Annotated in this window: 6 protein-coding genes; 4 read left to right on the plus strand and 2 right to left on the minus strand. The window is 56.2% G+C overall.

What is annotated here, in order from left to right:
* From RTY00_RS07145 to RTY00_RS07155, 3 genes are all read left to right on the plus strand, one after another.
* A partial coding sequence (locus RTY00_RS07145) for an EAL domain-containing protein (protein ID WP_312663942.1) occupies nucleotides 1-427 on the plus strand: 427 nt, incomplete at its 5' end.
* 228 nt (nucleotides 428-655) lie between these two features.
* The gene (locus RTY00_RS07150; RefSeq protein ID WP_008105722.1) at nucleotides 656-1936 is read left to right on the plus strand and encodes a dicarboxylate/amino acid:cation symporter; all 1281 of its coding nucleotides are present in this window, start codon (nucleotides 656-658) and stop codon (nucleotides 1934-1936) included.
* Nucleotides 1937-2181: 245 nt separating this feature from the next.
* On the plus strand, nucleotides 2182-3690 hold the full coding sequence (locus RTY00_RS07155) for a pitrilysin family protein (RefSeq protein WP_256698014.1): 1509 nt from the start codon (nucleotides 2182-2184) through the stop codon (nucleotides 3688-3690).
* A 3-nt stretch (nucleotides 3691-3693) separates the two neighbouring features.
* Here the strand turns inward: RTY00_RS07155 and RTY00_RS07160 are convergent, their stop codons facing one another.
* Entirely contained in the window at nucleotides 3694-4566 is an 873-nt protein-coding gene (locus RTY00_RS07160) for an alpha/beta hydrolase (protein WP_008105727.1), read from the minus strand.
* 366 nt (nucleotides 4567-4932) lie between these two features.
* Nucleotides 4933-5865 (minus strand): sugar kinase, encoded by a 933-nt coding sequence (locus RTY00_RS07165; RefSeq protein WP_312663943.1) that lies wholly within the window; start codon nucleotides 5863-5865, stop codon nucleotides 4933-4935.
* 282 nt (nucleotides 5866-6147) lie between these two features.
* On the opposite strand from RTY00_RS07165, the gene pdeH reads away from it, so the two are divergent.
* On the plus strand, nucleotides 6148-6709 hold a 562-nt coding region (pdeH, locus tag RTY00_RS07170; RefSeq protein ID WP_312663944.1), incomplete at its 3' end, for a cyclic-guanylate-specific phosphodiesterase.

Here is a 6709-nt window from a genome sequence, read left to right on the forward strand (position 1 = left end):
CATCGCACCGGGCAACTTCGTATTGGAAATCACCGAAACCGCGCAGATTGGCGATGCCGAACAGGCGATTGCGCTGCTGCGCTTGCTGCAGCAAACCGGCGTGGCGGTAGCGCTCGATGATTTCGGAATGGGCTACTCCAACCTCAACTATCTGCATCAGTTCAAAGCGCTGCCGGTGAATAAGCTGAAAATGGATCGCAGCTTTGTCGCCGCGCTGCCAGATGACGACACCATGGTGCGCATCGTGGCGGCGATTGCCGACATCATTCACCTCGACGTCATCGCCGAAGGTGTGGAAACCGCCGAGCAGCGCGACTGGCTGCTGGCGCGCGGAATTACTATAGGGCAAGGCTACTTATACGCTGAAGCGCTGCCGCTCCACGTCTTTAATCAACGCTGGCTCAATAGCTCGCAACTCCCTGAATAATCACCTTGGTTATTGATTTTCCTTACAAAATTGTAGCGAAGCGCTGTGCTGAAGCGTTTCAGTTCATAGTTAGAGTTTTGTAACTTTTGTAAGGAATAGTAGGGGATATTAATCTTGTTAACAGGGTGTTATTTTCCTCGCCATCGGTAAGGTTTTACGCTTCTGGCGGCTTGCCGCATGCGTTCTCCACAACAATGGCGGTGCGAACCGTCTTACTGGACACCTGTTATGAAAATCTTAAAAAGCCTCTATTTTCAGGTACTGGTTGCCATCGGCATCGGCGTCCTGTTGGGCCACTTCTATCCTGAGTTAGGCGCGCAAATGAAGCCGCTTGGCGATGGTTTCGTTAAGTTGATCAAGATGATCATCGCCCCCGTGATTTTCTGTACGGTGGTGACCGGTATTGCCGGCATGGAGAGCATGAAAGCCGTTGGACGTACGGGCGCCGTTGCGCTGCTGTACTTTGAAGTTGTCAGCACCATCGCGCTGATCATCGGTTTGGTGGTGGTTAACGTGGTGCAGCCAGGCGCGGGCATGAACGTTGATCCGGCCACACTGGATGCCAAAGCGGTCGCGGTTTACGCGCAGCAGGCGGAGCAGCAAGGTGTGGTCGCCTTCCTGCTGGATGTGATCCCGAATAGCGTGATTGGTGCCTTCGCCAGCGGCAACATTCTGCAAGTGCTGCTGTTCGCTATTCTGTTCGGCTTCGCTCTGCATCGCCTCGGCAGCGCTGGCACGGTGATGTTCAACGTCATTGAGAGCTTCTCGAAAGTGATCTTCGGCGTGATCAACATGATTATGCGTCTCGCGCCAATCGGTGCCTTCGGGGCAATGGCCTTTACCATCGGTAAATATGGCGTCGGCTCGCTGGTGCAGCTGGGTCAGCTGATCATCTGCTTCTATATCACCTGCGTGCTGTTCGTGGTGGTAGTGCTGGGGCTGATTGCGCGCTTCGCCGGCTTCAACATCTTTAAATTTGTCGCCTACATCAAAGAAGAGCTGCTGATTGTGCTCGGTACTTCCTCATCTGAATCGGCGCTGCCGCGCATGCTGGATAAGATGGAGAAGCTGGGCTGTAAGAAATCGGTGGTGGGGCTGGTGATTCCAACCGGCTACTCCTTCAACCTGGATGGCACCTCGATTTACCTCACCATGGCGGCGGTGTTTATCGCGCAGGCGACCAACGCGCATATGGATGTGTTCCACCAAATCACGCTGTTAGTGGTGCTGCTGCTCTCCTCAAAAGGCGCAGCGGGTGTAACCGGCAGTGGCTTTATCGTGCTGGCGGCCACCTTGTCAGCGGTGGGACATTTACCGGTGGCTGGTCTGGCGCTGATTCTCGGTATCGACCGCTTTATGTCCGAAGCGCGCGCGCTGACCAATCTGGTGGGTAATGGCGTAGCGACCATCGTGGTGGCAAAGTGGGTCGGACAACTGGATGAGAAACAACTGAATGCGACGCTTTCTTCAGGGAAAAAGGTGAATAACGCACCAGAAACCGCCGCATAACCTGCTATTTGCGTTAATTTGCCGAGAAATGCCCGCTGTCGCTTGCCCTGACAGCGGGCATTTGCATAATAAACCCCATTGATTTTTTTCCCGATTTTTTGCCTCGTTGCGCGACATCCTGACCTTCTCGTGGTCAAAGAGTCTGTTATTAAATAAACGTGGCGGCAAAATGCCGCACCGGTCACCCCAGATGTGGCCGAACATGCCGCGCTAACGAGCGTTGATCTGTTTGAGTAGGGGTTCACATGCAGGGCACCAGAATTCGGCTTTTGGTTGGCGGATTGCTACTGGCAGCGTCCGGTTTTGGCGTGCACGCCGAGACGCTCCAACCCGATCCCGCCTGGCAGGAAGGCAAACTGGACAATGGTTTTAGCTGGCAGCTGCTGACCACACCACAACGTCCAAGCGATCGTATTGAACTGCGCCTGATTGTTAACACCGGTTCGCTGGTGGAGAGTGCGCAACAAACGGGCTACAGCCATCTTTTACCGCGTTTAGCGATGGTGCATAACGCCACGCTGGACACCAATCAGCAACGTGCGCTGTGGCAGCAAGCCATGGATCCGCAACGTCCGCTGCCGCCCGCCATTTCGTCGTACGATTACACCCAATACAACCTGAGCTTGCCGAATAACCGCCCTGATCTGCTGAAAGAAGCGCTCAGCTGGCTGGCGGCGACCGCCGGGAAAATGACGATTAATGAGCAGGTGGTGGCTACCGCGTTAACGGCGACCGATCCGATTGCCACCTGGCCCGCCAATACACAGGATGTGTGGTGGCGCTATCGCCTGAAAGGCTCGGCGATGCTGGCGCACGATCCGGGCGAGCAACCGCGCGCGCCGGTGGATATCGCCCAGCTCAACAGCTTCTATCAGCAGTGGTACACGCCCGATGGCATGACGCTGTACGTGGTGGGAAATGTCGATAGCCGCAGTATGGCGGAGCAGATCAACAAAGCCTTCGCGCCGCTGAAAGGCAAGCGCGTAGCGCCTGCCGCGCTGCCAACGCTGTCTCCGCTACCGCATCAGCCGGTGAATCTGGTGAATGGCGGCATGAGTCAGGATCGCCTGTCGCTGGTGTGGGACACCGCATGGCAGCCGATTCGCGATTCGCAGAATTTGCAGCGCTACTGGCAGAGCGATTTAGCGCGTGAAGCGCTGTTCTGGCATGTGCAGCGCGCGCTGGCTGACAGCAAAGCGCAAAGCGTGCAGGTTGGTTTCGATTGCCGTGTGCTCTATCAGCGCGCGCAGTGCTCGATCAACATGGACAGCCCGAACGCCTCTTTGCCGCAGAATATGAATCAGGTGGCGAAAGAGCTGGCGGCGGTGCGCGACAAAGGGTTACCGCAGGAGGAGTTTGATGCGCTGATGGCGCAGAAGCTGCTGGAGCTCAACAAGCTGTTTGCCACTTACGCTCGCACCGATACTGATATTCTGATGGGCCAGCGTCTGCGCTCGCAGCAAAATTCGGTCGTGGACATTGCGCCTGAGCAGTATCAAAAGCTGCGTCAGACGTTCCTCGGCGAGATGACGCGTGACCAGTTGAATCAGGAGCTGCGCCAGCAGTTGTCGCAGGAGCTGACCATGGTGCTGATTCAGCCGCAGGGTGAAGCTGAGACCAACGTGAAGATGCTGCAGGAAGGCTGGGATAAAGTGATGAAGCTACCGGTACCGCCAGCGGCTCCGGCTAGCCCGGAAGACGTGAAGCCGGATAGCAGTGCAGGCGCGGCGGAACAGACCGCGCCATCATCCTGATGATCAGGTCTTCGCTCTGAGCCATTCGGTGACGAGCATCGGCCAGCTTGCCAAAGGTAAATCTGCCACGCCACGGATACCAAATCCGTGGCCGCCTTTTTGGTAGAAGTGAATCTCCACCGGCACTTTGTGCTCACGTAGCGCGCTGAAGAACACCATGCTGTTGTTCACCGAAACCGACTCATCATCGGAGGCGTGAATCAGCAGCGTCGGTGGCGTTTGCGCATGCACGCGCGTCTCCATTGAATACGCATCAATCATTCTTTGATCCGGCCATGCGCCGAGCAAGCGGGTGCGCGCACCTTCATGCGCCAGACCTTCACGCATACTGATCACCGGATAGAGCAGCACCATCGCATCCGGGCGCGGCGTGAAGCTGTCGGCCTGATCCTGCACCGGATAGAGTTTCTCGCCAAAGCGCGTGCCGAGGCTGGCGGCAACGTGTCCGCCCGCCGAAAAGCCCATCATTACGATATATTTGCCATTCAACCCGCGCTGCGCGCGTTCACGCAGCACGCGCACCGCACGCTGCGCATCAGCCAGCGGCGCGTCTGGACCTTCATGGTGACCGTCATACGGCAGGCGATAGGTCATCACCGCCAGCGTGTAGCCCATTGACGTGAAGAAGGTGGCGAGCGCGCTGCCTTCACGGTCGATCAAAACCCGCTGATAACCGCCGCCCGGCGCCACCAGCAGCGTGATGCCGTTCGAGGTTTCCGGATGCCAGATGGCAATCTCCGGGCAGCGCACGCCGGTGGCGGCGCGGTCATAAGGTTCGTACTCTTTGGCGAGATCGACGATCTGCGGCTGAGCGCGCGAATCGCTCGCGCCCGGCGCATCACCGTGTGGCCAGATATTGATGATTTCTGTGTGCATAAGTCAGTCCTGAGCGAGTCATGTTGTCGTTATTTTTTTCGCGGCCGGAGTAACAGCGTCCTGCTGTTATTGATTAAAACATGGTCTCTTTTACAGCTGGCGTCCAGCCGAAAACCGCCGATTTAGCCAGTTTCGGACTATGCCTGGCGGCCAGATTTCGTGCCATAACGCATTGAATTTAAATCGATCTGATTAGCATGATTGAAGAAGCAGTGCGGGTTTTGTTACAGAAGTGGATGAGTCAGGTGATTAGCGGAAATTGGCAGGGAAAAATGCTGCGTTAAGGCAAACTTTGCGGGTGGGTTTGTTAGCGGTGTTTATGGGTTTGGTCGCCATAAATGGCGACCCTACAAATGTGCAGCAGGATTAACGCGGCATTGCGCTTAGCGGAATAATCGCGCCGCGATGCTGGATCACCGTGCTGGCGGTGAGATGGCCGCGTGCGGCAGCATCTTCGGCGCTGCCACCGGCTAAACGCACCGCCAGATAACCGGCGCTGAAGGAGTCGCCTGCTGCGGTGGTATCTATCACTTTCTCTTTCGCCAGCTTGATGGCGGCGACGTCGCGCAGCGGCTCATCGCCAACGGCAATCAGACAGGAATCTGCACCGCGTTTGATGGCAATCTCCTGTACGCCAGCGGCGCGTGTGCGGGCAATCACCGCATCCAGCGGCTGCTCGCCCCACAGCAAATCTTCGTCGTCGAGCGTCAGGAATGCCATGTCGGTATGGCGCAGCATCTCGGCATACGCCTGCTGGGCGCTGGCTTTATCGGCCCATAAACGCGGACGATAGTTGTTGTCGAAAATCACCTTGCCGCCGTTCTGACGACAGGCGCTGAGCAGCGCCATTAATTTGTCGCGACTGGCCGCTGGCAGAATCGCCAGACTGATGCCGCTCAAATAGAGATAATCGTAGTGCGCCAGCTGCTGGCAAATCTGTTCCGCTTGCGCGCTATCCAGCCAGAAACGGGCGGCGGCGTCGTTGCGCCAATACCAGAAAGTGCGCTCGCCGTATTCGTCGGTTTCGATGAAGTACAGGCCTGGCATTTTATTGTCGAGGCGCTGAATCAGCGCGGTCTCGACCTTTTCCTGCTGCCAGGCGGCGATCATCTGGTCACTGAAGCTGTCGGTGCCGAGTGCGGTGACATAATCGACACGCAGCTGCTGGTTATCTGACTGGCGCGCCAGATAAACCGCCGTGTTCAGCGTATCACCGCCAAAACCGCGTTTGATGTTCTCACCTTTCTCGGACAGCTCAATCATGCATTCGCCAATAATGGCGATTTTCTTCTGCGTCATGGTCTTCGGCCTATAGTGAATTCTGCCTTAGTCTCGCGTCTGGTATGGCAGTCGTCAATGGTTTTTAAAACGATGTTTTGATTTAACTTAAGGCAGTAAACCGCCGGCGCTACGGCGATTTAACGGCCAAAGCGCGTTTTGTTTTGCCGATTAAGCGCGACGCACGCTGTTACACTCAACTCTTCATGGGACTAACGAGATTGATAAAGTTATCCCGGCGATCGCCGATACTTGCCGCTGAGATGCTATTTGCAGGCACTCAACACCAACCAGGAAAAAACCATGGTGATGAAGAATTTGAGTCATCGGCTGCCTGTTTCAAATGAACTGGAGCAACAACAGGAAACGCGTCTCTTCTGGCAGCAGTGCCAACGATTCTATACTTTCCAGCCGATTTATCAGGTTTCCGGCCGCTTGCTGGCCATTGAATTACTGACGGCGGTGACTCATCCCTCCGCGCCAGAAAAAAGGCTGTCGCCCGAAGACTACTTTGAAGCACTGACTATCGCGCAGCGGCTCGGTGTCGTCCAGGAACAACTCGAGCTGCTGATAACATGGTCACCGTTTTTCAATCAGCGTCAGCTGGTGGCGTCGGTGAATATCGACGGTCCAACGTTGATGGAGATTGAGCAGCATGAGTCGATTCGCACGCTGATCGCGCAGCTGCCGTGGGTGCGCTTCGAACTGACGGAACATCATGCGCTGCCGCAGGAAGAGATGGTAGCGAAGATGCCGGAACTCGGGCCGCTGTGGCTGGATGATTTTGGCTCCGGCATGGCGAACTTCTCGGCGCTGACCGAACTGCGTTACGACTACATTAAACTCTCGCGCGAGCTATTTATGC

The organism is Pantoea sp. CTOTU49201, from assembly GCF_032054795.1.
GTDB classification, from domain to species: Bacteria; Pseudomonadota; Gammaproteobacteria; order Enterobacterales; family Enterobacteriaceae; genus Pantoea; species Pantoea symbiotica.

Coding starts and splice junctions, on each gene's coding strand:
- RTY00_RS07160 (WP_008105727.1), bottom strand. CDS start 4,566: ATGCACACAGAAATCATCAATATCTGGCCACACGGTGATGCGCCGGGC.
- RTY00_RS07150 (WP_008105722.1), top strand. CDS start 656: ATGAAAATCTTAAAAAGCCTCTATTTTCAGGTACTGGTTGCCATCGGC.
- RTY00_RS07155 (WP_256698014.1), top strand. CDS start 2,182: ATGCAGGGCACCAGAATTCGGCTTTTGGTTGGCGGATTGCTACTGGCA.
- RTY00_RS07165 (WP_312663943.1), bottom strand. CDS start 5,865: ATGACGCAGAAGAAAATCGCCATTATTGGCGAATGCATGATTGAGCTG.